General features: G+C 58.9%; 24 protein-coding genes. All 24 read left to right on the top strand.

All coding sequences use genetic code 11. The features are described 5' to 3' along the window. Positions 1–162 precede the first annotated feature (162 nt). The 24 genes from rfbF (at position 163) to AC07W5_RS22095 (ending at position 25,180) form a co-directional block, all read left to right on the top strand. Positions 163–936 (top strand): glucose-1-phosphate cytidylyltransferase, encoded by a 774-nt coding sequence (gene rfbF, locus AC07W5_RS22210; protein WP_494994245.1) that lies wholly within the window; start codon positions 163–165, stop codon positions 934–936. Beyond that, positions 918–2,000 carry a CDP-glucose 4,6-dehydratase gene (rfbG, locus tag AC07W5_RS22205; RefSeq protein WP_494994244.1) on the top strand — a complete coding sequence of 361 codons (1,083 nt, stop codon included), beginning with the start codon at positions 918–920 and terminating at the stop codon, positions 1,998–2,000. The genes rfbF and rfbG overlap by 19 nt, the downstream gene beginning before the upstream one ends. After that, positions 1,997–2,557 carry a dTDP-4-dehydrorhamnose 3,5-epimerase family protein gene (locus AC07W5_RS22200; RefSeq protein ID WP_495024334.1) on the top strand — a complete coding sequence of 187 codons (561 nt, stop codon included), beginning with the start codon at positions 1,997–1,999 and terminating at the stop codon, positions 2,555–2,557. The genes rfbG and AC07W5_RS22200 overlap by 4 nt, the downstream gene beginning before the upstream one ends. Then, complete coding sequence (locus tag AC07W5_RS22195; protein ID WP_495024333.1) at positions 2,554–3,780, top strand: methyltransferase domain-containing protein; 1,227 nt, start codon at positions 2,554–2,556, stop codon at positions 3,778–3,780. The genes AC07W5_RS22200 and AC07W5_RS22195 overlap by 4 nt, the downstream gene beginning before the upstream one ends. Further along, positions 3,777–4,898, top strand: a complete 1,122-nt coding sequence (locus tag AC07W5_RS22190; protein ID WP_495012222.1) for a DegT/DnrJ/EryC1/StrS family aminotransferase — start codon at positions 3,777–3,779, stop codon at positions 4,896–4,898. Before AC07W5_RS22195 ends, AC07W5_RS22190 begins: the two co-directional genes overlap by 4 nt. After that, the gene (locus AC07W5_RS22185) at positions 4,895–5,560 is read left to right on the top strand and encodes an acetyltransferase (RefSeq protein ID WP_495012221.1); all 666 of its coding nucleotides are present in this window, start codon (positions 4,895–4,897) and stop codon (positions 5,558–5,560) included. Before AC07W5_RS22190 ends, AC07W5_RS22185 begins: the two co-directional genes overlap by 4 nt. Before the next feature lie 26 nt (positions 5,561–5,586). Then, positions 5,587–6,315: a cephalosporin hydroxylase family protein gene (locus AC07W5_RS22180; RefSeq protein WP_495012220.1), complete on the top strand. Its 729-nt coding sequence runs from the start codon at positions 5,587–5,589 to the stop codon at positions 6,313–6,315. Positions 6,316–6,370: 55 nt separating this feature from the next. Beyond that, complete coding sequence (locus AC07W5_RS22175) at positions 6,371–9,301, top strand: TIGR00180 family glycosyltransferase (RefSeq protein WP_495024332.1); 2,931 nt, start codon at positions 6,371–6,373, stop codon at positions 9,299–9,301. Positions 9,302–9,331: 30 nt separating this feature from the next. After that, the gene (gene pseB, locus AC07W5_RS22170; RefSeq protein WP_494994237.1) at positions 9,332–10,333 is read left to right on the top strand and encodes a UDP-N-acetylglucosamine 4,6-dehydratase (inverting); all 1,002 of its coding nucleotides are present in this window, start codon (positions 9,332–9,334) and stop codon (positions 10,331–10,333) included. Beyond that, positions 10,330–11,487 carry a UDP-4-amino-4,6-dideoxy-N-acetyl-beta-L-altrosamine transaminase gene (gene pseC, locus AC07W5_RS22165; RefSeq protein ID WP_495024331.1) on the top strand — a complete coding sequence of 386 codons (1,158 nt, stop codon included), beginning with the start codon at positions 10,330–10,332 and terminating at the stop codon, positions 11,485–11,487. Before pseB ends, pseC begins: the two co-directional genes overlap by 4 nt. Before the next feature lie 34 nt (positions 11,488–11,521). Next, on the top strand, positions 11,522–12,142 hold the full coding sequence (locus tag AC07W5_RS22160; protein ID WP_494994235.1) for a pseudaminic acid biosynthesis-associated methylase: 621 nt from the start codon (positions 11,522–11,524) through the stop codon (positions 12,140–12,142). Further along, positions 12,139–12,846: a pseudaminic acid cytidylyltransferase gene (gene pseF / locus AC07W5_RS22155; RefSeq protein ID WP_494994234.1), complete on the top strand. Its 708-nt coding sequence runs from the start codon at positions 12,139–12,141 to the stop codon at positions 12,844–12,846. The genes AC07W5_RS22160 and pseF overlap by 4 nt, the downstream gene beginning before the upstream one ends. Next, positions 12,843–14,348, top strand: coding sequence for a UDP-2,4-diacetamido-2,4,6-trideoxy-beta-L-altropyranose hydrolase (gene pseG / locus AC07W5_RS22150; protein ID WP_495012215.1), 1,506 nt, complete (start codon positions 12,843–12,845; stop codon positions 14,346–14,348). The genes pseF and pseG overlap by 4 nt, the downstream gene beginning before the upstream one ends. Further along, positions 14,341–15,393 (top strand): pseudaminic acid synthase, encoded by a 1,053-nt coding sequence (gene pseI, locus AC07W5_RS22145; RefSeq protein ID WP_494994232.1) that lies wholly within the window; start codon positions 14,341–14,343, stop codon positions 15,391–15,393. The genes pseG and pseI overlap by 8 nt, the downstream gene beginning before the upstream one ends. 228 nt (positions 15,394–15,621) lie before the next feature. Beyond that, on the top strand, positions 15,622–16,548 hold the full coding sequence (locus tag AC07W5_RS22140; protein ID WP_494994231.1) for a ketoacyl-ACP synthase III: 927 nt from the start codon (positions 15,622–15,624) through the stop codon (positions 16,546–16,548). An 83-nt stretch (positions 16,549–16,631) separates the two neighbouring features. Beyond that, positions 16,632–17,924 carry a motility associated factor glycosyltransferase family protein gene (locus tag AC07W5_RS22135; protein ID WP_495024330.1) on the top strand — a complete coding sequence of 431 codons (1,293 nt, stop codon included), beginning with the start codon at positions 16,632–16,634 and terminating at the stop codon, positions 17,922–17,924. Beyond that, positions 17,921–18,193 carry a hypothetical protein gene (locus AC07W5_RS22130; protein ID WP_494994229.1) on the top strand — a complete coding sequence of 91 codons (273 nt, stop codon included), beginning with the start codon at positions 17,921–17,923 and terminating at the stop codon, positions 18,191–18,193. Before AC07W5_RS22135 ends, AC07W5_RS22130 begins: the two co-directional genes overlap by 4 nt. 247 nt (positions 18,194–18,440) lie before the next feature. Beyond that, complete coding sequence (locus AC07W5_RS22125) at positions 18,441–19,292, top strand: flagellin domain-containing protein (RefSeq protein WP_419119285.1); 852 nt, start codon at positions 18,441–18,443, stop codon at positions 19,290–19,292. Positions 19,293–19,365: 73 nt separating this feature from the next. Continuing rightward, a complete protein-coding gene (locus tag AC07W5_RS22120; RefSeq protein ID WP_494994228.1) occupies positions 19,366–19,716 on the top strand; it encodes a flagellar protein FlaG in 351 nt (116 codons plus the stop codon). 83 nt (positions 19,717–19,799) lie between these two features. Next, positions 19,800–21,212, top strand: coding sequence for a flagellar filament capping protein FliD (fliD, locus tag AC07W5_RS22115; RefSeq protein WP_494994227.1), 1,413 nt, complete (start codon positions 19,800–19,802; stop codon positions 21,210–21,212). Positions 21,213–21,340: 128 nt separating this feature from the next. Then, positions 21,341–21,736, top strand: a complete 396-nt coding sequence (gene fliS, locus AC07W5_RS22110) for a flagellar export chaperone FliS (RefSeq protein ID WP_494994226.1) — start codon at positions 21,341–21,343, stop codon at positions 21,734–21,736. A 10-nt stretch (positions 21,737–21,746) separates the two neighbouring features. Continuing rightward, the gene (gene fliT, locus AC07W5_RS22105) at positions 21,747–22,043 is read left to right on the top strand and encodes a flagellar protein FliT (protein ID WP_494994225.1); all 297 of its coding nucleotides are present in this window, start codon (positions 21,747–21,749) and stop codon (positions 22,041–22,043) included. Between the two features lie 169 nt (positions 22,044–22,212). Then, entirely contained in the window at positions 22,213–23,688 is a 1,476-nt protein-coding gene (locus tag AC07W5_RS22100) for a sigma-54 dependent transcriptional regulator (RefSeq protein ID WP_494994224.1), read from the top strand. Positions 23,689–23,974: 286 nt separating this feature from the next. After that, entirely contained in the window at positions 23,975–25,180 is a 1,206-nt protein-coding gene (locus AC07W5_RS22095) for a sensor histidine kinase (RefSeq protein WP_495012251.1), read from the top strand.

Raw genomic sequence — 25,180 nt, 5'->3', positions numbered from 1 at the left:
TCGAGCTGGCGCGTTTCCTGCAAGTCCCCCATATATCGCCATAAATCGTGCATTTCCGGCGCTGCCTGAAAGGCATCGAGCGGCGTTGAGCGTTTTATCCAGAAGGCCTGCAAAAGCTTGATACAGCTTGGCTGAGCCCTGTGACGAACAAGAGGGGACAAGATGAAGGCAGTTATTCTGGCGGGTGGCCTGGGTACGCGGATCAGCGAAGAATCGCACCTCAAGCCCAAGCCAATGATCGAGATCGGCGGCAAGCCAATTCTCTGGCACATCATGAAGCAGTACTCCGCACACGGAATTCACGATTTCGTGATTTGCCTGGGGTACAAGGGCTACGCGATCAAGGACTTCTTCGCCAACTACTTCCTGCACACCTCTGACGTCACTTTCGACATGTGTAACAACCGCATGGACGTTCACCAGAACTACAGCGAGCCTTGGCGTGTCACCCTGATCGACACCGGTGAAGAGACCATGACCGGCGGGCGTTTGCGTCGCGCCAGTCGTTACGTCGAAGACGAGAAGGCGTTCTGTTTTACCTACGGCGATGGCGTGTCGGATCTGAATATCGGCGCGCTGGTGGATTTCCACTTGAGCAACGGCAAGCTGGCCACGGTCACGGCGGTGCAGCCGCCGGGGCGTTACGGCGCGCTGGAGCGTGACGGTGATCTGGTTCGTGGTTTCACCGAAAAACCTCGCGGTGATGGCGGCTGGATTAATGGTGGCTTCTTTGTCTTGTCGCCCAAAGTGCTGCCGCTGATCACCGCTGACGAGACGGTCTGGGAGTCCGAGCCGTTGACGACCCTGGCCGCCCAGGGCCAGTTGAATGCGTTCCAGCACGATGGTTTCTGGCATCCAATGGACACCCTGCGTGACAAGAACCATCTGGAGCATCTGTGGCAAAGCGGGGAGGCCCCGTGGAAGCAATGGGACTGAGTCCGCAGTTCTGGCACGGCAAGCGGGTGCTGTTGACCGGTCACACCGGTTTCAAAGGCAGTTGGTTGACGTTATGGCTGCAAAGCCTGGGGGCCGAGGTCAGCGGTTTTGCCCTGGATCCGTCCACCGGGCCGAGCCTTTTCGAACTGGCGCGCGTCGCTGAAGGCATCAACGATCAGCGTGGTGATTTGCGTGATCTGGCCGCCTTGCTGGAACTGATCGCCGAGGTTCAGCCAGAAATCGTCCTGCATCTGGCGGCGCAGCCGCTGGTGCGTGAAGGCTATCGCGACCCGCTCGGGACCTACTCGAGCAATGTCATGGGTACGCTCAACCTGCTGGAAGCGATTCGCCAGGTCGGCGGGGTACGTGCCTGCGTGTTGGTGACCACCGACAAGGTCTACGCCAATCAGGAGTGGCCGTGGCCCTATCGTGAGGACGAAGCCCTCGGTGGCCATGATCCTTACAGCAGCAGCAAGGCCTGTTGCGAGTTGCTCGCGCAGTCATACGCTGCCTCGTTTTTCCCCACAGAACGTTATGCCGAACACGGCCTGGCCCTGGCCACCGCGCGCGCCGGGAATGTCCTCGGTGGCGGCGATTTCGCCCCGGAGCGTTTGATCCCCGATGTGCTCAAGGCCTGGTCGGCGAATGAGCCGGTAACCCTGCGTTATCCACAGGCCGTTCGCCCTTGGCAGCATGCTCTGGAACCCCTGGCAGGTTACCTGCAACTGGCGGCGGGGCTCTTTGAGCATGGGCCGAAATTCGCCGGTGCCTGGAACTTCGGGCCTGGCGAAGGCGACATGTGCAGCGTCGGCGAAGTGGTTGAGCTGCTCTCCAGGCGCTGGCCGCAAGCGCGGGGTTTGCGCATAGAACCGAGTGATTTGCATGAGGCCGGTCTCTTGCGCCTGGACAGCAGTCGTGCCCGTCAGTTGCTGGCGTGGCAACCGCGCTGGTCGTTGCAAGAGTGCCTGACGCAGACCCTGGATTGGCACCTGGCCTGGGAAAATGGTGATGACATGCGTGCCATCACCCTGGATCAGTTGAGCCTTTACCGGGGGGCGCTGTGAGCGAGTTCCGGATCAGTGCATTGCCTCTCAACGGTTTGTTCAGTGTTCAGCACAAGCGTCATGAAGATCCGCGCGGGCACTTCGCCCGACTGTTCTGCGAAGGCAGCCTGAGCGCCTTTGGCGAGCCGTTCCATATTCGTCAGATCAATCACTCCTGCACCCGTGAGCGCGGTAGCGTGCGTGGTTTGCATTATCAGAATGCCCAGGCGCCGGAAGCCAAGCTGATTACTTGTCTGCGCGGTGAAGTCTGGGACGTTGCGGTCGACCTGCGACCGGACTCGGCCACCTTCCTGCAGTGGCACGCCGAGCATCTGTGCGCCGGCGACGGCCGCAGCCTGTTGATTCCGGCCGGCTTCGCCCATGGCTTCCAGACCCTGAGCGACGACGCCGAGCTGCTTTATCTGCACAGCGCCGATTATGCCCCGGATCACGAGGGTGGCCTGTCGGTGCTCGACCCGCGCCTGGCGATTGCCTGGCCCAGCCCTGTCAAAAATCTGTCGGCCCGGGATGCCGCTCATCCCCGGATCGATGACCATTTCCCTGGAGTGCGTCTATGAACTGCCGAGGTTGCGGCATCCCGTTGGCTTTGCCGTTGATCGATCTGGGCACCTCGCCACCGTCCAACGCGTACCTGCGGGCTGACCAGTTGGAGCAGGCCGAGCAGTGGGTGCCGTTGAAAGTGGCGGTCTGCCAGGCATGCTGGCTGGTTCAGACCCAGGACTACACCAGCGCCGATAGTCTGTTCGATGCCGACTATGCGTACTTCAGTTCCTTTTCCAGCACCTGGCTGGCCCATGCCGAGCGCTATGTGGCCGAGATGGTCGAGCGTTTCGGGCTGAGCGCCGACAGTCGTGTGGTGGAAATTGCCGCCAACGATGGTTACTTGCTGCAGTACGTTGCACAGCGCGGTATCCGTTGCCTGGGCGTCGAGCCGACCCGCAGCACGGCGCAAGCTGCGCGGGAGAAGGGGCTGGAAATACGCGAACTGTTCTTCGGCCGCGACACGGCGTTGCAGTTGCTCGGCGAGGGTTGGGCGGCGGATTTGATGGCGGCCAACAACGTGTTGGCCCATGTGCCGGAGATCAATGATTTTCTCGGCGGGTTTGCAACCCTGCTCAAGCCGACCGGCGTCGCGACGTTCGAATTTCCTCACTTGCTGACGCTGATGGCCGGTCAGCAGTTCGACACTCTTTACCATGAACACTATTCCTATCTGTCGCTGAGCGCCGTACAGCGTTTGTGCGAACGCAACGGTCTGGAAGTCTTCGATGTCAGCGAACTGCCGACCCATGGCGGCTCACTGCGGGTTTTCGTGCAGCGCGCCGATGGCCAGCGCCGTGAGGTGCAACCAGCGGTGCAGCAGCAATTGCAGAGCGAGTTGGCAGCGGGCGTGAAAACCCCGGAGTACTACGCCACTCTGGCCCCCGCTGCCGAGCGCATCAAGCACGAACTGCTGCGCTTCCTGTTGCAGGCCAAGGCCGACGGCAAGCGGGTGGTCGGCTACGGCGCCGCGGCCAAAGGCAACACCTTGCTCAACTATGCGGGGGTCAAACCGGACCTGCTGGCCTGGGTGGCGGATGCCAGCCCGCACAAGCAGGGCAAGTTCTTGCCGGGCAGTCGCATTCCCGTGGTTTCTCCCGAACGGATTGAAATCGAGAAGCCGGATTACGTCCTGGTGCTGCCATGGAATCTGCTGGATGAGATCACCCAGCAATACGCAGTTGTGCGCAACTGGGGCGCTCGTTTTGTCGTTGCCATTCCGGAGTTGAGCTTCAGATGAGCCGAATTCATTACACCAAGCCCAGTGTGGGCGAGCTGGAAGCCAAGTATGTGCTGGATGCCGTGCAGCATGGCTGGGGCGAGCGTTGCTACGAATACATCACGCGTTTCGAAAAAACCTTCGCGCAGCACATGGGCGTGCCGTACGCCATCGCGACGTCCAGTTGCACCGGTGCCTTGCACATGGGGATGGCGGCGCTGGGTATCGGCCCGGGCGATGAAGTGATTCTGGCCAACACCAACTGGATCGCCTCGGCGGCGCCCATCGATTACCTGGGTGCCACACCGGTCTTTGTCGACGTGTTGCCGGACAGCTGGTGCCTGGATCCGCAGCAGGTCCGGCAAGCCATTACGCCGCGGACCAAAGCCATTGTGGCGGTGCACCTGTACGGCAACCTGTGCGATCTGGACGCATTGCTGGATATCGGCCGCGAACACGGTATTGCCGTCGTCGAAGACGCCGCCGAAGCCATTGGCTCGCAATGGCGTGGAAAAGCGGCCGGCTCGCTGGGGGCCTTCGGTGCGTTCTCCTTTCATGGCACCAAGACCATGACCACCGGGGAAGGCGGGATTTTCGTGACCTCGGACAAGGCGCTGTATGAGCGGGTGCTTACGCTCTCCAATCACGGCCGGGTCAATGGCAGCACGCGCCAGTTCTGGCCGGATTTCATCGGCTTCAAATACAAGATGAGCAACCTGCAGGCGGCGATTGGGTGTGCCCAGATCGAACGTGTCGATGAGCTGATCGCACGCAAGCGCGCGATCTTCGATCGTTATGCCCAAGGGCTGCTGGATATCCCGGTGCTGTCCATGAACCCGCAACCGGATCATTCCAGGAACGGCTACTGGATGCCCACGGTGGTGTTCGACGCCAGTACCGGTGTCACTCGGGAGATGTTGATCGAAGCCTTTCAAGCTGCCGACATCGATGCCCGGGTGTTTTTCTGGCCGTTGTCGGCGCTACCGATGTTTGCCGATAAACCGGTGGATACACCAATGGCGTTTTCGCTGTCGGAGCGGGCCATCAACCTGCCGAGCTATCACGACATGAGCGATGCCGATCAGCAGCGGGTGATCGATGTTATTCGCACCGTCTGCAAGCAAAGGAATCTGCTGTGAACGTCTACTTGTTGGGCGCGGCGAACCCTGAAGCGGTGCGCATGATTGGTTCAGTCCAGCGTGCCAGCCCCACGGTGAAATTTGCCTTCCTGGACAACGATGCGGCCAAGCACGGCACGCTGTTTTACGGCATTGCGGTGATCGGCGGGGTGGAGCGGGTGGCCGACTTGAAGGGACCGGACACGCGCTTCGTGAACCTGATCACCCGCGATACCAAAACCCGTTACGAGACGACCCGGCAGATCATCGAAGCCGGCGGAACACTGGGCAACTTTCTGCACCCGGGTATTGACCTGGCCATGACGCAATTGGGGACGGGCAACTATCTCCAGGAAGGCGTGATCATTCAGGCCGAAGTCTCCCTGGGCGATAACAGCAGCATCAGTTACGGCAGTCTGATCGGACACGAGGGCCGGATCGGTCACTCCGTGTTCATGGCGCCTGGTGTCGCTATCGCTGGCTGTGTCGAGGTCGGCGATGGGGCCTTCATCGGCACCAACGCCACCATCCTGCCGCGTTTGCGCATCGGTCGCTGGGCCACGGTCGGCGCCGGGGCGGTGGTCACCAGGGATGTCCCTGACTACGCGGTGGTCGTGGGTAATCCCGCCCGAATTATCAAGACTCAGACTGTTCCTTATCGGGACGGCCGGGTTTTCAACTAATAAAAACCCCGTATCGGAGTGTTTGCATGAATCCTCATGAGCAGTTTCGTGAAGAAGTAAGCCAGAACATCGAAGGCTTGCAGCAAGACAAAAAGCTTCAGGCTGAGTCGCTGGATTGGGTCGGTGTCACGGCCAGGCACAAGTACACCTACAACTTCAGCTGGATGGGCCGGCCGATCATTCAGTTCCCTCAGGACATGGTCGCCATGCAGGAAATCATCTGGGACCTGCGCCCTGATGTGATCGTCGAAACGGGCATTGCCCATGGCGGCTCCCTGGTGTTTTACGCCTCGATGCTGGAGCTGATCGGCCACGGCGAAGTGCTGGGTGTGGATATCGACATTCGTCAACACAATCGCGAAGCCATTGAAGCCCACCCGATGGCGCGACGGATCAGCATGATCCAGGGGTCGAGCATCGATCCGGCCATCGTCGATGAAGTTCGTGCGCGGGTTGCCGGCAAGACAGTGCTGGTGGTTCTGGACTCCAACCATACCCACGAACACGTGCTTGAAGAGTTGCGCCTGTATGCACCGCTGGTTTCGGTCGGCAGCTACTGCGTGGTGATGGACACCGTGGTCGAAGACATGCCGCAAGATGCCTTCCCGGATCGTCCCTGGGGCAAGGGCGACAATCCGAAAACCGCGGTCTGGGCTTACCTGGAAGAGAACCGCGACTTCGAGATCGATGCACGGATTCACAGCAAGCTGCTGATCACCGTGGCGCCGGACGGCTATCTGCGTCGGGTTCGTTAAGCAACGACATCATTGTTGAGTTCATCGGGCGATACGCCGGTTGTGGGGAAAAATTATGCAAGGCAAGTACGGTTCTGAAAGCGGATTACCACTGAACGAGTTGTTGACGGTGGTCCTGATTACCCACAACCGTCCGGCATTTGCGCGCCGTGCGGTGAAGTTTTACAGCGCCTTGCCTTGCAGGATTCTGGTGCTGGACTCTTCGACTCAGGCCACCGACGGCATCGATGGCCTGTACCCCTCGGTCGACTATCAGCACCTGCCGCAGTACGGCTACTGGGGCATTCGGGCCAAGCTCGACTACGGCGTGCAGCAAGTCACCACGCCCTACATGGTGTTTGCCGCCGACGATGACTTCATCGTGCATGATGCCCTCGACGCTTCGGTCTCGTTCCTGGAAGCGAACCCCGATTACGGCATGTGCCATGGCTATTGCCTGATGTACCTGGCCCTGGCCAACAGCGTGAGCTACTACCGTCGGGACAAGAAGGTCTGTGAAGACTATTCGTCCGAGCGCGCTCAGGATCGTGTCATCGATTTTATGCATCAGTACATCCCGCCGTTCTATGCCGTTCACCGCACCGCGTTGTTGCGTGACTGGTACGCGGTCATGCCGGAGGACACCATCTTCGAATGGCAGGAAATCGGCCATGCGTACTACATGCTGGCAATGGCCAAGGCGCGAATTCTGCCGATTCCTTATGTGGTGCGAGAGGTCAATTACCTGGAGTCGGAACACAACACCGAGATCTACAGCACCCTGACCCTCGGCGATGCCAAATCGGTGGCCGATCGTGAGGCGTTTGCCCAATTACTGGCGACGCTGCCGAGTACCCGCACCGGCCTCGACCCGGAACAGGCCAGGCAGTTGGCACTGGACAGTTTCGAGGCGATGGCCGACAGCTTGCGCACCCGTCGGGCGCTGACGGCGGAGCCGATTTTCGAGTCGCGCTGGACCAATGTACAGAAGGGGCCAGACCGCCGGTTCGGGCTTTTGCAGTACGTCGAAATGCCTTTCTACAATCAGGCGTTCTTCGACCTGTTGAGCCAGTTCGAGTTTCTGCTGCACGCCATGCCGGCCGGCCGCGTTCAGCTTCAGGGGCTCGAAGGTATCTGGACCCAGCAGGAAGACCTGATGCGGCCCCGCAACAACGACACCGCCGAAAGCGTAGTCGAGCGGCTGGGGTATGCGTACGACAGCAGCCCGTTCAACCGTCGGGTGGTCAAGCGCCTGGCGCAACAGTTGGAGCTTATGGGCGAAGCGCACGACGCACGTGACATGTTCGCCTGGGCCGAGCGTCTGGACGCGGTATCGACTCAAGGCAATGACGAGGTGTTCGGTGCCATGCGCTCCGGTCGCCTGCTCAAGTGGCTGGCGGCACGCACCCCGGACGCTGACGAAGTCGCCGCGACGTCGCGTTATCTGGCCGCCCACAACGGTGGTCCGCAGTTTGGCATTCTGGTGCTGGACCTGGACAACGACGCGGCCAGGCTACAGACCACCCTCGACAGTCTGTTGGAAGGTCACAGCCACGCGTTCAAGATCGTGGTGTTCACTACCGGCGAGGCGCTGGCGGCGACGACAGTGCACAACACTCTGCACTTTGTTTGCGTGACCCAGGCCAACTATGTCGACAAACTCAATCAGATCGCGCGTCAGTCGCCGTGCGACTGGTTGCTGCTGACTGAGGCGGGCGACGAGTTCACCGCCGGTGGCCTGTTGCGCGCCGGTCTGGAACTGCAAGCCGCCCCCGAATGCCGGGCGGTGGCCACCGATGAGATTCAGCGTGACGCCAATGGCGCATTGGTCGATGTATTCCGTCCAGGCTTCAACCTCGACCTGCTGCAAAGCCTGCCGGCGCTGATGGCGCGGCACTGGCTGATCCGCAAGGATGTGCTATTGGAGGCGGGCGGTTACAAGGCCGACTTCAGCAAGGCACTGGAATTCGACTTGCTGCTGCGCATCATCGAGGAGGGTGGCATGGCCTGGCTGGCCCACCTGGACGAGCCGTTGTTGATCGCCCGGGCGCCAGTGCCGCAAGACAATGCCCACGAACGTCAGGCGTTGATTCGTCACCTCGCGACTCGCGGATACAAGGCGCAAATCAGCTCAACCGAACCGGGTACCTATCACATCGATTACCGCCACCCCGAGCGTCCGTTGGTGTCGATCATCGTTCACAGCCAGGACAACCTGCAGGAGTTGCAGCGTTGCCTGACCGGCATTCTGCAGAGAACCCGCTACACCCGTTATGAAGTACTGATCGCCGACAACGCGAGCCAGTCGCCCGAGGTCACGCAGTGGCTGGCCGGCCTTGGACAACCGGGTGACAAGGTCCGTGTTCTGCGGGCCGAAGAGCGACTCAGTGTGTCGGCTTTGTACAATCTGGCCGGTCAGCAGGCTCAGGGTGAATACCTGGTGCTGCTGGCGGCGGACAGTGAAGTGGTCAACCCGAACTGGCTCGAATCCCTGCTCAACCAGGCCCAGCGTCCAGAGGTTGGCGTGGTCGGCGCCAAGCTGCTCGACCGCGACGGCAAAGTGACTCAGGCCGGGTTGATTCTGGGCATGAACGACAGTGTCGGTTCTGCCTTCGTCGGTGAGTCGAAGGATGCCAAGGGCTACCTGAATCGCCTGGTACTGGAACAGAACTATTCGGCCGTCTCGGCAGTGTGCCTGATGATCCGCAAAGCACTGTTCGACGAAGTCGCAGGGCTGGACGAAAACGCATTCGCCGAAGCCTTCGGTGATGTCGACCTGTGCCTGAAAGCGGGCCAGGCCGGCTATCTGGTGGTGTGGACTCCGCAAGTGCAGGTCATCCACCCAGGCAACCTGCCCGACGCACCGCAGGCCCTCGAAGCCTTGCGCGAAAAGTGGGCCGGGCTGTTCCAGCACGATCTGGCCTACAACAAGAACCTCGCCCTGACCGGCAAGGGGTTCACCCTTGGCAGCGCTTGCGGTGTGGATTGGGCGCGGTTGCTGGTTTAAGTCTGGCGCACAGGTAAAAGGATTCACGGCATGTTCAACGGTAAATCGATTTTCATCTCCGGCGGCACCGGTTCGTTCGGCCGCAATTTTATCCGCCGGCTGCTTGAGCAGTACCAGCCCAAGCGCGTGGTGGTGTTCTCGCGCGACGAACTCAAGCAGTACGAGATGCAGCAGACCTTCAATGCACCCTGCATGCGTTATTTTCTGGGTGACGTGCGCGATGCCGAGCGTTTGCGCCAGGCCATGCGCGGCATCGATTACGTGGTGCACGCAGCGGCCCTCAAGCAAGTGCCGGCGGCCGAGTACAACCCCACCGAATGCATCCGCACCAACGTCAACGGCGCGGAAAACATCATCGCTGCGGCCATCGACAATGGCGTGAAAAAAGTCATTGCCTTGTCCACGGACAAGGCCGCGAGCCCGATCAACCTGTATGGCGCGACCAAGCTGCTGTCGGACAAATTGTTCGTCGCGGCGAACAATATCGCCGGCGATCAGCAAACCCGCTTTGCCGTGGTGCGCTACGGCAACGTTGCCGGTTCCCGCGGGTCTGTCGTGCCGTTTTTCAGCAAGTTGATTGCCGAGGGCGCGCGGCAGCTGCCGATCACCGACGAGCGCATGACCCGCTTCTGGATCACTCTGGATCATGGCGTGCAGTTCGTGCTCGACAGCTTTGCCCGTATGCACGGTGGTGAAGTCTTCGTACCGAAGATCCCGTCGATTCGTATTGTCGATCTGGCAAGTGGCATGGCCGGACATCTGTCGCATAAAAACGTCGGGATCCGTCCGGGTGAAAAGCTCCACGAACTGATGGTGCCCCTCGACGATGCGCGCATGACCCTGGAGTTTGCCGATCACTACACCATTCAGCCGTCGATTCGCTTTACCAGTGTTGATGTCGACTTCTCTGTGGATGGTCTGGGCGAGCGGGGCAAGTCGGTGAATGAAGACTTCGAGTACCGCTCCGACACCAATCCGCAATTCCTCTCGGTCGGGCAGATCGCCGAGCTGCACGCTGAGCTGTCGGCATGATCCCGTACGGTCGGCAAAGCCTGGATCAGGCGGATATCGATGCGGTGGTTGCCGTGTTGCAGTCCGACTGGTTGACCCAGGGCCCGACCATCGAGCGTTTTGAGCAGGCAATGGCTAAACGTTGCGAGGCCGGTTTTGCGGTGGCAGTCTGCAACGCCACCGCGGCCTTGCACATCGCCTGCCTGGCAGCCGGGCTCGGACCGGGTGACCGACTCTGGACCACCCCGAATACTTTCCTGGCGTCGGCCAACTGCGGACGTTACTGCGGCGCCGAAGTGGATTTCGTCGATATCGATCCGCTGACCTGGAACCTCGATGCCAACGCGCTGGCGATCAAGCTCAAGGCGGCGGAGCGCAGCGACACGTTGCCAAAAGTGCTGGTGGCGGTGGCCTTCTCCGGGCAGAGCTGTGACCTGCAGGCCATCGGCAAACTCGCCGGGCAGTATGGCTTCACGGTGATCGAAGATGCCTCTCACGCGGTCGGCGCTTCTTATGGCGGGCGCCCGGTGGGGTGCGGTGAATACGCGGCAATGACGGTGTTCAGTTTTCATCCGGTGAAAATCATCACCAGTGCCGAAGGCGGGATGGTGCTGACCAATCGCCCGGAATTGGCTGAACGTTTACAGCGTTTGCGCAGCCACGGCATGACTCGCGACCCTGCGCAGATGACTGAGCCGAGCCACGGCCCCTGGTACTACCAGCAGATCGAGCTGGGTTTCAACTACCGGATTACTGACCTTCAGGCCGCGCTGGGGCTTTCGCAACTGGATAAGCTTGAAGGCTTTATCGCGCGGCGTCGTGAGCTGGCCGCCCGCTATGATCGGTTACTGGCAGATCTGCCGTTGACCCTGCCAAGTGCTCAATCCGGTGCAGTGTCAGCCTGGCATCTGTACGTGGTACGCCTGCAGCTCGAGCGGATCAAACTCAGTCATCGAGAGGTCTTCGAGGCGCTGCGCGCGTCCGGGGTCGGGGTTAATCTGCACTATATTCCGGTACACCTGCAGCCGTATTACCGCGAGCAGGGTTTCACCGAAGGCGACTTCCCTGAAGCGCAGCGCTACTACGCGCAAGCCATCAGCTTGCCGATGTTTCCAATCCTGAGTGATGAGCAACAGGATTATGTGGTCGAGCAGTTGCGGCGCTTGGTCGGCTGAACAGCTGCTCATTGGCCTTTGATAAGAGTGATTTATGCGTGAAGCAAGTGAGCAGGAAATTTTCTGGCAAGGTGACTTCGGCGACGACTATGTGGCTCGCAATCAGGGCCATCAGCTAGTCGCGGCCAATCTGGCGCTGTTTTCCAAGGCGTTGGCGCGCACCTCCCGAATCGACAGCCTGATCGAATTGGGGACCAATACCGGGAACAATCTGCAAGCGCTGCATCAGTTGCTTGCGGGGTGTGCCTTGCACGGTGTCGAGATCAACGCGAAGGCTTACGCCCAAGCCCGAGCCTTGGGTATTGCCGATATCTGGCACGGGTCGTTGTTCGATTATCCCAGTGACCGGACCTTCCAGTTGACCTTGAGCAAAGGGGTGCTGATCCACCTGGCGCCCGAGCTGTTGCCTGCCGCCTACGCACAGCTCTATGAGTTGAGTGAGCGCTATATTCTGATTTGTGAGTATTACAACCCTGCACCGGTCGAGGTGCCGTATCGCGGCAACAGCGGCAAGTTGTTCAAGCGCGATTTCGCCGGCGAAATGCTCGATCGCTACACTGATCTGCAATTGCTCGACTATGGCTTTGGATACCATCGTGATCCTCAGTTTCCCGTCGACGATATCACCTGGTTTCTGCTGGAAAAACGCACGTGAACAGCGTCGCAATCATCCCCGCCCGCGGAGGCAGCAAGCGCATCCCGCGCAAGAACCTCAAGCTGTTCGACGGCGAACCGATGATTGCCCACTCGATACGTACCGCGCTGAACTCAGGCTTGTTCGATCAGGTGCTGGTCAGCACTGATGACGAAGAAATTGCTGAGCTGGCCCGCGCCCGTGGAGCAACAGTGCCGTTCATGCGCCCGGCGGAGCTGGCAGATGATTTCACCGGAACCGCAGCCGTGATCGCTCATGCCTTGAATACACTGCATGAGCAGGGACAGCACTACGAGTACGCCTGCTGCATTTACGCGACCGCTCCGTTGCTGCAAACGCGGTATTTGCATCAGGGCCTGGACGTGTTGGAGCAGCATCCAGAGAAATCCTTTGCCTTCTCGTTGTGCAGTTTTGGCTTCCCCATTCAACGTGCGTTGACCATCGATGCGCAAGGCACTCTGGCTTCGCTCTATCCGGAGTTTCGCGACACCCGCTCCCAGGATTTGCCCGCCGCCTATCAGGATGCCGGGCAGTTTTACTGGGGGCGAGCCGAGGCCTGGTTACGCGGGGACAGGCTGTTCTCTGAAAAGAGCCTGCCAGTCATTTTGCCTCGGCATCTGGTGCAAGACATCGACACCGAAGAGGACTGGAAGCGCGCCGAATACCTGTACGCCGCGTTGAAGGCCGGTGGAGAGCTTTCGTGAGAGTCCTGATCCGTGCCGACGCTTCGCTGGCGATTGGCAGTGGTCATGTGGCGCGATGCCTGACGCTGGCAAACGTGCTTCGTCAGCAGGGTGTGCAGGTCGCGTTCGCCTGTCGTCGGCTGCCGGGCAATCGCCTGGAGAGTCTGCAAACCCAGGGTTTCGAGACTTTCGCGTTGCCTGATGAGTATCCGCAGGAACATCCCGAGCAGGGCATTGAGGCGTTGTTGCCCTGGCAGGCCGAGATTGTTGAACTCCAGAACGTTTTAAAGACCACGCAACCCTTCGACTGGATCATCGTCGACCATTACGGCCTCGATCATCGTTGGCAGACGGCGGCCCGACAGTGGGCGCAGCGGATTGCGGTGATCGACGATCTGGCCAACCGGCAGCACGATGCCGATCTGCTACTGGACCAGAATCTGACGGCGACCGCGCACGTCTATGGGCCATTGACCGATCCCGGGTGCCAACAGTTGCTCGGCCCGCGCTTCGCCTTGTTGCGCGACGAGTTCCGTCGCGAGCCGATTGCGATCAAGGATCAGGCACGTCGGGTACTGGTGAATTTCGGCGGCTTTGACGCTGTGGGTGAGACCTGGAAAGCAATGTTGGCAATGGCTGACTTTGGTGAATTGGACGTTGATTTCGTGGCGGGCGTCGACAATCCGGCCTGGACGCAAATGCAGGTGCTGGCTGCCAGCCGTCCCCATTGGCGGCTGCACAGCCATGTCAGCGATTTTGCCCGGTTGATGGCCGAGGCCGATCTGTTTGTCGGCGCGGGCGGCGGTACCAGTTGGGAGCGCGCGGCCATGGGGCTGCCAACGATTTGCATTGCGGTGGCCGCCAATCAGCAACTGAACGCCGAACGCCTGGCGAGCGCCGGCGCCCATGTATATCTAGGGGCCAGCGCCCAGGTCAGTATTGAGCAGCTGCGCCAGGCCATTGGTTTTTTGCTGGGTAATGCTGGTTTGCGGCAAAGTCTGGCGCAGCGCTCCCGACAGTTGGTCGATGGGTTGGGTGCGCGGCGTGTGGCTGTCGCGTTGTCTGGAGTTGTCCTGCAATTACGCCGGGCCACGCTTGAGGATGCGCGACTGCTGTTTGATGGCCGCAATGCCGAGGCGGTCCGCCGTTGGGCCGTGCAGTCCGAAGAAGTAAGCTGGAAGAACCATCAGGCCTGGCTCGCGGCCAGTCTATGCAACCCTCAGCGCTTGCTGTTGATCGCTTGCGCCGCTGACGGCCCTGTCGGGGTGCTGCGCTATGACCGCGTCAAGGCTCAGGCCGAGGTGTCGATTTATCTGTTCGAGGGGCGTTCAGGGTTGGGTTGGGGCAGGGCGTTGCTGGCGCGAGGGGAAGCGTTTGTTGCAGCGCTATGGCCTGATCTACACCTCATCACGGCTCAAGTGCTTGCCGGCAATCAAGTGTCGTCTGGTTTGTTTCGCCGCGCCGGCTACCAGCAAAATGCCTGTGAATTCAGGCGGGTGTTAAAGGATCATCCTAATGACTAGTTTCAAGATCGGTTCGCGTTCGATCGGTGCCGATGCGCCGCCATTTATCATCGCCGAGATGAGCGGCAACCATAACCAGTCGCTGGAACTTGCGTTGCAGATCGTCGAGGCGGCAGCGAAGGCCGGTGCCCATGCCTTGAAGCTGCAAACCTATACCGCCGATACCATGACCCTGGACCTGGATCATGGTGAGTTCTTCATCAAGGATCCCAACAGCCTCTGGGCCGGCTCGTCGCTGTACGCATTGTATGAAAAGGCCCATACGCCATGGGAATGGCATGCGCCGATTTTTGCCCGAGCCAAAGAGCTGGGCATGCTGGCATTCTCGACGCCCTTCGATGAGAGCTCGGTGGATTTCCTCGAAAGCCTGGACGTGCCGGCGTACAAAATCGCCAGTTTCGAAAACACCGATTTACCGTTGATTCGACGGGTCGCCGCCACCGGTAAACCGTTGATCATCTCCACCGGCATGGCCAGCATCGCCGAACTGGACGAGACCGTCCGCGCAGCCCGTACCGCTGGCTGCACAGATCTGGTGTTGCTCAAGTGCACCAGCACCTACCCGGCCTCCCCGGAAAACAGCAATGTGCGCACCATCCCTCATTTGCGGGAGCTGTTTGGCTGTGAGGTGGGGTTGTCCGATCACTCCATGGGTGTTGGTGTTTCAGTGGCGGCGGTGGCGCTCGGGGCGACGGTGGTGGAAAAACACTTCACCCTGGACCGTAGCGCTGGCGGTGTGGATGCGAGCTTTTCTCTGGAACCGGCCGAGTTGGCCAGCCTGGTAATCGAAACCGAACGCGCCTGGCAGGCCATGGGCCAAGTGCGTTATGGCGTGAGCGAGGCGGAGCGGAAATCGCTGGTTTATCGCCGCTCACTCTACGTGACACGGGATATGGCGGCCGGTGAAGTCTTCAATTCGGGCAACGTGCGGGCCATCCGTCCGGGCCTCGGACTGCCCCCCAAGCACATTGATGCGATACTCGGTCGACACGCTCGAAACCCTCTGAAACGTGGTACGCCACTGGATTGGTCGTTGGTCGAGTAGCAGCTTGTGTGGTTGATTCGGCAAAATAGCGTGACCTGCGAGTCATAACGCGCATCTTCACTGTATTGTATTGACCGGGAATATGGCGCCTGGCCCCTGGCTGGCCCAGTGATGGCCTTTTGTTTTTCCCGCTGGCGCCCTCTTGGGGTGATGTAAAATCTCTGTTTGTCGGCGCCCCTCGATTCCTGCGAGCGGTGGTATTCAGCTGTTTATTATTGGGAAGCCGTAATGATTGGCATAAAGAGCATTGCGAGCTACGTACCCGTAGCCGGCGTAGACAATTACGCGCAAGGTGCAAAATTCGACAAGGATGAAGAGTTCATTCTGGGTAAAATCGGTTCCGCTTTCCTGCCGCGCAAACACGCCGGGCAGGAAACCTCGGACCTGTGCGTCGAAGCAGTCAATGCACTGTTCGCCAACAATCCCGAGCTCAAGCGCGAATCGATCGATGCGTTGATCGTCGTCACCCAGAACGGCGACGAAGAGGGCCTGCCGCACACCGCAGCCATCGTTCAGGACAAACTTGGTCTGCCGACTACCGTGGCCGCCTTTGATATTTCCCTGGGTTGCTCGGGCTATGTCTATGGCATCTACGCAATCAAAGGCTTCATGGAAGCTGCGGGCCTGAAGAATGGCCTGCTGGTGACCGCTGATCCGTATTCAAAAATCGTCGACCCGGAAGACCGCAATACCACCATGCTTTTTGGTGATGCTGCGACGGCTACCTGGATGGGCGAAGACGCGCCGTGGCAACTGGGTAAAGCCAAGTTCGGCACCGATGGCTCTGGCGCGCCGCACTTGAAAGTCACCGATGGCGTGTTCTTCATGAATGGTCGTCAGGTGTTCAACTTCGCCTTGTTGAAGGTTCCGGCGCATTTGCATGAGCTGCTTGACGATTCCGGCCTGCAGGCCAGCGATATCGATGCGTTCTGCATTCACCAGGGTAGCGCGGCAATCGTCGATGCGGTGGCGCGACGCTTCGAAGGCGAACCGGAAAAGTTCATCAAGGACATGGTCGAGACCGGGAATACGGTGTCATCGAGCATTCCACTGCTGCTGGAAAAGCACGTGCTCGACAGCTCCTGGAAGCGTGTCGCGCTAAGCGGTTTCGGCGTTGGCCTATCTTGGGGCTCTGCGATTATCTATCGCCCTTGAACTAAAGTCCCCGGCAGCAAAAATAGCGCTCCAAGGTGTAACCTTGAGCGCTATTTTTTTGCATGAATGATGAGCGAGGCAGCATGAGCGAGAGCTTTGAGCACAATGCCCAGGTAATACAGAACCGTTGGCCGGCGCTGCTCGCCCGTCTGTTGGATGAAGACAGTCAGGCCTTGCAGGCCGATTTGGTGGAGGGCCTGGGTTCGACCCTGAGCATTGCCGGCATTCAGCTCACCAGTCGCCATGATCGTACCCGCGAGGCTCGCTTACAGGCCGACAGTCTGCCTCCCGAGAGCCCGGTGCTGCATGTCTATGGCACGGGGCTGGGCGACCTGCAGCACGTGTTGCTGGAGCGGCCGGCGCTTCAACGTCTATATGTTCATATCCTCAACGGCGCGATTTTCGCGCTGGTACTGCAGTTGCTCGACCAGCGGCAATGGCTCAACGATCCGCGCGTCGAGCTGATGTATGCAGGTGACTTGTCAGACATTCGGTTGCCATTTTTTGTGCTGCCCTCCGAGATGGTGCTGGCGGATGACTTCAATGCCAGGATCCGGGATCGATTAGTCAGCGAAGTGCATTTGAGCTTCAACAATCGCGAGTTCGATCCGCAGTCCCCGCAGATCATCCAGCGCCTGCAGGACAGTCTTGAACTGGTGCGCAGCGATCGTGATGTTGCCGAGCTATTTGGCTCGCGGGCGGGTCAGGAAATCTACGTGATTGCTACCGGGCCGAGCCTGGAGCAGCACTTTGACAAACTACGGACTATTCGCGCCCAGGCGCAGCGCCCCTTGTTCATCAGTGTCGATACGGCCTACCGGCCGTTGATTGAACACGGCATCAAGCCAGATCTGGTGGTGAGCGTCGACCAGCGGATCAGCGCCCGACACTTGCCGCCTGAAGACTCCGACAACATACCTCTGGTGTATCTGCCGATGAGTGATCCACAGGTGATGTCTGCCTGGAAAGGAGTGCGCTACGCGGCCTACTCTGCCAGCCCGATCTATGCCGCGGTGCGCAAGCAAATCGCTAAAGCCGAACTCTACGTCGGCGGCAGTGTGATTCATCCGGCGGTAGATCTGGCGGTGAAGATGGGGGCGGCGCAGATCACCGTATTCGGAGCCGACTTTGCCTTCCCGATGAACAAGACCCACGCCGGCTGGAATGATGGTGAGCTGGGGCCGGGCGTTGATCTGGCCAGGCACTGGGTGCTCGATGGTCATGGGCAGCGAGTCAAGACGCAATTGAATTTCCGCCGCTACCTGAATGAGCTGGAGCGTTACATCGCCAGGCATCCACAGGTGCGTTTCTTCAATAGCAGTCGGGCGGGCGCGATGATTGCAGGCACGGCGTTCAATCAGGAGTTCGTGCAATGAACCGGATTGCGCAGTGTGTTATCGACAGTCGGCAGTGTGCCGGGCTGTTCCGCCTGGGACGCGATGTCGAGGCGGCATTGAATATGGTCGAGGTGTTTGACGAGGCGCAGAGCCTGTTCAGCCGAGCCTCGCCGGATATCCAGCAGCAGTGGGCGCAACTCCTGATGCGCATACTGGCCTGTCAGCAGGCCCAGGATTGGTCAGGGCTTGCTGATTACATGGAGTATGAACTGGTCGAGCTGCTGGATTCCGGCCTGAGTTATTCCTGAAAAATCCTGTTCCGGTAAAAAGCGTCCTGCTCTCCTCATTGCCGGCAATTCTCTGACGTCATTTTTCTTTTGCATACCCTCCCAAACCTTTGTTTTGTGGGGGGGTGGCAGTGTGATGGCAATTTTTTTTAAAAAAGCCCTAAAGCAACCTGCTATCGCGACGATAACTATTACGAAGGTTCTCTAGGCCACACCCGGCGGTTGCCAGGGCCGGAAGCCGCTGTACCCATCCAATGAGGAACTCACCATGTCTTTAGGCGTAAACACTAACGTTGCTTCCCTGTCTGTTCAAAAGAACCTGAACAATGCCGCGAACGCTCTGTCTCAATCGATGACACGCCTGTCTTCCGGCCTGAAAATCAACAGCGCCAAAGACGACGCTGCCGGCCTGCAGATCGCTACCCGTATGAGCAGCCAGATCCGCGGTCAGACCGTAGCGATCAAAAACGCCAACGACGGTATTTCGATGGCTCAGACTGCTGAAGGCGCTCTGCAAGAGACCACCAACATTCTGCAACGTATGCGTGAACTGGCTGTTCAGGCCCGTAACGGCACTAACGGCACCGCTGACCAGACTGCGACCAACGCAGAATTCACGCAGATGTCCGACGAGCTGACTCGTATTTCGCAAAGCACCAACCTGAACGGCAAAAACCTGCTGGACGGTTCCGCTGGTAGCATGACCCTGCAAGTGGGTTCCAACACCGGTACCGCCAACCAGATCACTCTGACCCTGAGCAGCAAGTTCGACGCCGTCAGCCTCTCCGTAGGTAGCGGTACTACTGTACTGACCGGTGCCACCAGCGCCGCAGCGGGTTCCGCCATCGACGGCGCAATCACTGCAATCGACGCTGCAATCGCCTCCGTAGGTGCCACTCGTGCAGCCCTGGGTGCTTCGCAAAACCGTCTGACCAGCACTATCTCCAACCTGCAGAACGTTAACGAAAACGCCACCGCTGCACTGGGTCGCGTACAAGATACCGACTTCGCTGCGGAAACTGCTCAACTGACCAAGAACCAAACTCTGCAATCGGCTTCCACCGCTATTCTGGCGCAAGCCAACCAGCTGCCAAACGCCGTACTGAAACTGCTTCAGTAATTTCGCAGTGAGTTTTGGCGGGGGAGTGCGCTGGTCGTGCTCTTCCGCTTTTTTACTTTAGGAGGTGATGGACATGGATATGAGCGTAAAGCTGAACTTGTCTTACCCGGCGGTTAAACCGGTGGGCAGCACGACCGATAAACCGGCTGGGGCGCCTGGGGTCGACAGCGTACAGGCTGTGGCTGGTAGTAAAGACTCTGATTCGGAGAAGTTGAAAACCGCCGTGCAGGAAATCGAAAAGTTCGTGCAGTCGATCAAGCGCAACCTGGAGTTTTCAATCGATGAAGCCTCCGGCAAGGTCGTTGTAAAAGTGATTGCTACTGCAACGGGGGAAGTGGTGCGACAGATCCCTTCCGAAGAGGCGTTGAAGCTGGCGGACAGTTTGAATACGGCGAGTAATGTGTTGTTCGACGCGAAAGCCTGACAACTGGCATGAATAGTGTCTTTACATTCTTTTGATGGCGATTGTGGTCAAAAGGCTGGCAACAGACTGAAAGGGAGATGTACATGGCAAGTCCAATTACAACGTCTACAGGCCTTGGCTCTGGTCTTGACATCAATTCGATCGTTACTGCGTTGGTCAATGCCGACAAGGCGGCCAAGCAGGCGCAGATCAACACTCAAACCACGCTCACCACGTCGAAGATTTCCGGTGTTGGCTCGCTGAAAAGCGCCCTGGCTGCTTATCAGGCCGCCATGGACAAGCTCAACAGTGCTACAAGTCCGGCTTTTGCGGGCTTTTCGGCGACTTCGTCGACGCCGGCAACGCTCACGGCTACCACTGACAATACTGCAGTCAACGGTAGCTATAACGTTGTTGTCAATAATCTGGCCACCGGTTCGAAAGTCGCCAGTGCTTCCTTTGCTGGCGGTGCTACCAGTGCCATTCCGACTGGTACCTTGCAAATCAGTCAAAATGGCACTGCCTACAACGTCAGTATTCCGTCCGGTGCGACCTTGCAGTCAACCCGTGATGCGATCAACAGCACGCTGAAAACCCAGGGCATCACGGCCAACATCGTCACCGACAGCAATGGTTCGCGCCTGGTGATCGGGTCGACCACCACAGGCAAGGGCTCGGATCTTACGGTCAGCGGCATTGCCGGTCTGGCAATCGACGGCACGAAGCTGGCGGACACCACTAATACCGCAAGTGCCGGGACTATCGGCGCGTTTGCCAGCGACGCGAGTCTCACAATCGACGGTCTGGCAGTGACCAGCAAGAGCAATACTGTCAATCAGGCGGTGGGTGGCCTGAGCATGACGCTGGTTGCACCGGGTTCCTCGACGGTGACAGTGGCAACCAATACCACGGGTTTGCAGACCTCGATCCAGTCGTTTGTCGATGCCTATAACACGCTGGTGAAGACTGTAACCTCCCTGACCCAGGCCACTGCGGATGCGAATGGCAAGCTGACCGTCTCTGCTGCGATGACCGGTGACTCCCTGCCGCGTTCGCTCATTGCCGATGTGCGTAACGTGTTGGTCACTCCCGGGGCGGGGGGGCAGTTATCGGTGCTGTCGCAATTGGGTATCACCACTGATCAAAAGGCCGGCACGCTGAATTTCGACACGACCAAGTTCACCAAGGCGATGACCGATAAGGCGCTGGGTGGTCAGGTCCAGACGCTGTTTACCGGTACCAACAGTACCAATGGTCTGCTGGCCCGAATGGGGGCGGCGATCAAGCCCTACTCGCAGACCGGCGGCCTTCTTGATCAGCGCAACAGCAGTCTGGGCAAGCAGAAAAGCGATCTGACCAATCAGCAGGCGGCACTGGATCTGCGGGTCACCAGTCTGACGACCACTCTGACCGCCAAGTACAACGCCATGGACTTGCTGGTTGGGCAGATGAAGGCGACGGCGACCAATATTTCGTCGTTCTTCACATCCCTTAATGCGCAGAAATCCTCTGGCTAGTCATGAACTGGTGCCAAAAACCCGGCTGCGTTTTTAGCGCGCCGGGTTTTTGCCTTTCGATCTAAAGTTTTTTGACTCGTAGACGATACATTGGTTATACGAGCCCTTGAGTTGTGATGAGGTAGAACATGAATCCGATGTTAGCCCTTCGGCAATATCAGAAGGTTGGAGCGCAAGCCCAGACCTCCGAAGCCAGCCCGCACCGCTTGGTGCAGATGCTGATGGAGGGCGGGCTGGATCGTATTGCTCAGGCCAAAGGCGCCATGGAGCGCAAGGATATTCCGGGTAAAGGTGTGTTGATCAGCAAGGCTATCGGGATCATCGGTGGCTTGCGTGAGGGGCTGGATCTCGAGACTTCGGCCGATTCATTGGGGGACCTGGATAATCTCTATGTCTACATGATGAAGCGTCTCGCTGAGGCCAATATCAACGGCGATCCAAAGATTCTCGACGAGGTCGCCGGCTTGCTTCGCACCGTTAAAGAAGGCTGGGATGCCATTGCTGTGCCTGGTCCGCAGTTCTAGGGAGATCACCATGAGTCTTGTACTGCAGCGTATCGAAGAAACCCGTGAGGCCCTTGTAGGGGCATTGGCCGAGCGTGACTGGGAGGCCATCGGCCAGTTGGACCTGGCATGCCGTGCCTGCATGGAAGATGTGCTGAGTGAGGCTTCGCTGGACGAGATGGCGCTGCGTAATAATCTGGAAGAGTTGCTAGGGGTTTACCGGCAATTGCTGGAAACCGCGATGGGCGAGCGTCAGGCGATAGTTGACGAGATGTCGCAGATCCATCAAGCACAGAGTGCGGCAAAGGTTTACCATCTATTCGGTTAATACTCAGTTAATCCGAACGTAGTGCGTCATAAATTTGACTGTGCACGCTTTTTTGACTTAACTAGTGGCTGATTTCAGAATTCAGGCGTCTATCTGGCAGAAAGTGCCTACAAGCGTCTAGCTTGCCCCTCATGTTGGGCATTGAGTTGACTAGGGAAGTTGCTATTGCATGTGGCGTGAAACCAAAATTCTGCTTATTGATGACGATAGCGTCCGTCGCCGCGACCTTGCGGTGATTTTAAATTTTCTTGGCGAAGAAAATTTACCCTGTGGTAGCCATGATTGGCAGCAGGCTGTCGGCTCTTTGTCATCCAGTCGTGAAGTAATCTGTGTCTTGATCGGGACCGTAAATGCTCCTGGCGCGGTTTTGGGTTTGTTAAAGACACTCTCAATGTGGGATGAGTTCCTTCCGGTTTTGTTAATGGGCGATATTTCTTCCATTGACCTGCCTGAAGACCAGCGCCGCCGAGTGCTTTCCACGCTGGAAATGCCTCCCAGCTACAGCAAATTGCTGGACTCCCTGCACCGTGCCCAGGTCTATCGCGAGATGTACGACCAGGCCCGCGAGCGCGGTCGTCATCGCGAACCCAATCTCTTTCGCAGTCTTGTTGGCACCAGTCGGGCGATTCAGCATGTCCGCCAGATGATGCAGCAAGTGGCCGACACCGATGCCAGCGTGCTGATCCTTGGCGAATCCGGCACCGGCAAGGAAGTGGTGGCGCGCAATCTGCACTACCACTCCAAGCGTCGTGACGGGCCGTTCGTGCCGGTCAACTGTGGTGCGATCCCGGCCGAGTTGCTGGAAAGCGAATTGTTTGGCCACGAGAAGGGCGCTTTCACTGGAGCGATCACCAGTCGTGCCGGACGTTTTGAACTGGCTAACGGCGGTACGCTGTTCCTCGACGAAATCGGTGACATGCCGTTGCCTATGCAGGTCAAGCTGCTGCGTGTGTTGCAGGAGCGGACCTTCGAGCGTGTCGGCAGCAACAAGACCCAAAGCGTCGATGTGCGAATCATTGCGGCGACCCACAAGAACCTCGAAAGCATGATCGAGGTTGGCAGTTTCCGCGAAGACCTGTACTACCGCCTGAACGTATTCCCGATCGAAATGGCACCGCTGCGCGAGCGCGTCGAAGACATTCCGTTGCTGATGAACGAGTTGATCTCGCGCATGGAGCACGAGAAGCGCGGTTCGATCCGCTTCAACTCGGCGGCGATCATGTCGCTGTGCCGTCACGGTTGGCCGGGCAACGTTCGTGAGCTGGCCAACCTGGTGGAGCGCATGGCGATCATGCATCCGTACGGGGTCATCGGTGTGGTCGAGCTGCCGAAGAAATTCCGTTACGTGGACGATGAAGACGAGCAAATGGTCGACAGTCTGCGCAGCGATCTGGAGGAGCGGGTGGCCATTAATGGGCATGCCCCGGACTTCGCGGCCACTGCGATGCTTCCGCCGGAAGGTCTGGACTTGAAGGACTACCTTGGTGGTCTGGAACAAGGCTTGATTCAGCAGGCGCTGGATGATGCCAATGGCATCGTGGCGCGGGCTGCCGAGCGTTTGCGCATTCGTCGTACCACCTTGGTGGAGAAGATGCGTAAGTACGGTATGAGCCGTCGTGATGGCGATGAACAGGCGGATGATTGACGCCTGTTTTTTAACGTGCTGAAAAGCACGTACCCCGCCTCGACAATAACTGTTCGTCTTTGACGGCATCTCTTGCCGTCATACGGCGTTGCCGCTCCTCGCCATGGCGGGCTATGACTCGTCGCGGCGCCTTGTCTGGCGGCAAGAGCCGCTCGTCAAAAACTGAACGTATTGCCGAGGCGGGGCACGCATTATTTTTCGGCACGGGTATTGCTATAGCTCTCGCAACGTTCCGTTTAACTGACGGTCAGCCAAGCGAGAGAGCACGATGCCCCAAGCCGCCCAGATGTCTCCTGCCCCTGATGCGCAAGGGCAATCGTCGTCCGTAGAGCAGGCAAGCCGGCTTGGGCTTGAGCAGGCGTTTGCACTGTTCAATCAGATGTCGAGCCAACTTACCGACTCCTACAGCATGCTTGAAGCGCGAGTCACCGAACTCAAGGGTGAGCTGGCGGTGGTCAGTGCTCAGCGCATGGAAGAGCTGGCCGAAAAAGAGCGCTTGGCCAATCGACTGCAAAACCTCCTTGACCTGTTGCCCGGTGGCGTCATCGTCATCGATGCGCAAGGCATGGTCCGTGAAGCCAATCCGGCGGCGTGTGAATTGCTCGGCCTGCCGCTGGAGGGTGAGCTCTGGCGTCGGGTCATCGCGCGCTGCTTTGCGCCCCGCGAGGACGACGGTCATGAAATTTCCCTGAAAGATGGTCGACGGCTGTCGATTGCCACCCGGTCGCTGGATGCCGAGCCGGGTCAATTGGTGCTGCTCAACGATCTGACTGAAACCCGTCACCTGCAAGATCAACTTGCCCGCCATGAGCGCTTGTCGTCCCTGGGGCGGATGGTCGCTTCTTTGGCCCACCAGATTCGCACGCCGTTATCGGCCGCCTTGCTGTACGCCAGTCATCTGACCGAACAGGAACTGCCGGTAGCCACTCAGCAACGCTTTGCCGGACGGTTGAAAGAGCGCTTGCACGAGCTGGAGCATCAGGTGCGCGACATGCTGGTGTTCGCCCGTGGCGAGTTGCCGTTGACTGACCGTGTTACCCCTCAGGCATTGATGCAGTCGCTGCAAGCCGCAGCACTGACCCATGTTCAGGATTTACCGGTGCGCTGGCAGTGCGACAGTCATGCTGGCGAGCTGCTGTGCAACCGCGACACGCTGGTGGGGGCTGTGCTCAATCTGATTGAAAACGCCATTCAGGCCAGTGCCGGCAATGTCTGTTTGAAGGTGCATCTCTATACCCGTGAAAACACCTTGCGCTTGTGCGTCAGTGACAACGGCAGTGGTATCGATGCGGCCGTGCAGGCCAGATTGGGTGAGCCGTTTTTCACCACTAAAACCACTGGGACCGGCCTCGGCCTGACGGTAGTCAAGGCGGTGGCGCGTGCTCATCAGGGAGAATTTCTGTTGCGCTCACGGCCGGGCCGCGGCACCTGCGCGCTGGTGGTTTTGCCACTTTTTTCTTGTGAGCAGCCCAGTGTTCAAGGAGTGGAATGA

Source organism: Pseudomonas sp. GW821-FHT01E05, from assembly GCF_059422425.1.
Note: the sequence above shows the minus strand (reverse complement) of the source record. Positions and strands in the feature narration are given on the sequence as shown.